The sequence below is a fragment of the Flavobacterium arundinis genome (genome assembly GCF_038289855.1).
Taxonomy (GTDB): Bacteria; Bacteroidota; Bacteroidia; order Flavobacteriales; family Flavobacteriaceae; genus Flavobacterium; species Flavobacterium arundinis.
On sequence record NZ_JBBYHR010000019.1, the window covers coordinates 1 to 2,003 of the forward strand.

At 47.2% G+C, this 2,003-nt stretch carries 2 rRNA genes (1 of these 2 running past the window's edge); both read left to right on the top strand.

Annotated elements, in window-relative coordinates:
- Positions 1 to 235 precede the first annotated feature (235 nt).
- Positions 236 to 1,751, top strand: a 16S ribosomal RNA gene (locus AAEO56_RS19245).
- A 212-nt stretch (positions 1,752 to 1,963) separates the two neighbouring features.
- A 23S ribosomal RNA gene (locus tag AAEO56_RS19250) occupies positions 1,964 to 2,003 on the top strand; it runs 2,885 nt beyond the window's last position.
- The 16S and 23S rRNA genes sit together here, the layout of an rRNA operon.

A 2,003-nucleotide genomic window follows, 5' to 3' on the forward strand; every position in this document is an offset into this window, starting at 1 on the left:
AAATAAGCCGGAGAAAATAAATTAAAAAAAGTTTTCAAAAAGCTTGCGGGAATAAAAAGAAGTTGTACTTTTGCAGCCGCTTACCGAGAGAGTCGCAAGGCAAAGAAGGGAAGCGAAAATAAAAAGAATGATACGTTCATAGACATATTGGATTGACAGCATAAGAGAGAGTAAGAAGCTCTGCTTATTAGGGAATTAAAAGACCTGAATACAGATCGTAAAATATTAAAAACATACGATGAAGAGTTTGATCCTGGCTCAGGATGAACGCTAGCGGCAGGCCTAACACATGCAAGTCGAGGGGTAGAAGTCTTCGGACTTTGAGACCGGCGCACGGGTGCGTAACGCGTATGCAATCTGCCTTACACTAAGGGATAGCCCAGAGAAATTTGGATTAATACCTTATAGTATATTGATGTGGCATCACATTATTATTAAAGATTTATTGGTGTAAGATGAGCATGCGTCCCATTAGCTAGTTGGTATGGTAACGGCATACCAAGGCTATGATGGGTAGGGGTCCTGAGAGGGAGATCCCCCACACTGGTACTGAGACACGGACCAGACTCCTACGGGAGGCAGCAGTGAGGAATATTGGACAATGGGCGCAAGCCTGATCCAGCCATGCCGCGTGCAGGATGAAGCATCTATGGTGTGTAAACTGCTTTTGTACGGGAAGAAACCACTCTACGTGTAGAGTATTGACGGTACCGTAAGAATAAGGATCGGCTAACTCCGTGCCAGCAGCCGCGGTAATACGGAGGATCCAAGCGTTATCCGGAATCATTGGGTTTAAAGGGTCCGTAGGCGGTTTTATAAGTCAGTGGTGAAATCCGGCAGCTCAACTGTCGAACTGCCATTGATACTGTAGAACTTGAATTACTGTGAAGTAACTAGAATATGTAGTGTAGCGGTGAAATGCTTAGATATTACATGGAATACCAATTGCGAAGGCAGGTTACTAACATTATATTGACGCTGATGGACGAAAGCGTGGGGAGCGAACAGGATTAGATACCCTGGTAGTCCACGCCGTAAACGATGGATACTAGCTGTTTGGTTTTCGGACTGAGTGGCTAAGCGAAAGTGATAAGTATCCCACCTGGGGAGTACGGGCGCAAGCCTGAAACTCAAAGGAATTGACGGGGGCCCGCACAAGCGGTGGAGCATGTGGTTTAATTCGATGATACGCGAGGAACCTTACCAGGGCTTAAATGTAGGTTGACAGGCTTGGAAACAGGTTTTTCTTCGGACAACTTACAAGGTGCTGCATGGTTGTCGTCAGCTCGTGCCGTGAGGTGTCAGGTTAAGTCCTATAACGAGCGCAACCCCTGTCGTTAGTTGCCAGCGAGTCATGTCGGGAACTCTAACGAGACTGCCGGTGCAAACCGTGAGGAAGGTGGGGATGACGTCAAATCATCACGGCCCTTACGTCCTGGGCTACACACGTGCTACAATGGCCGGTACAGAGAGCAGCCACTGGGCGACCAGGAGCGAATCTATAAAGCCGGTCACAGTTCGGATCGGAGTCTGCAACCCGACTCCGTGAAGCTGGAATCGCTAGTAATCGGATATCAGCCATGATCCGGTGAATACGTTCCCGGGCCTTGTACACACCGCCCGTCAAGCCATGGAAGCTGGGGGTACCTGAAGTCGGTGACCGCAAGGAGCTGCCTAGGGTAAAACTGGTAACTGGGGCTAAGTCGTAACAAGGTAGCCGTACCGGAAGGTGCGGCTGGAACACCTCCTTTCTAGAGACACGGTCTCAGGTCTTATCTATAGTAAGAAGAAATGCTTACTCTCGCTGTTAGTTCAAATAATACAAAGAAGAAGAGAGCTTTAAAAGGATCTTTAGATCGTTAGATGGCTGGATTATTGGATATTATCTAATAATCTAAAAGTCCAATAATCTAATATCTAAAAATAGTCTCGTAGCTCAGCTGGTTAGAGTACTACACTGATAATGTAGGGGTCGGCAGTTCGAGTCTGCCCGGGACTACTAA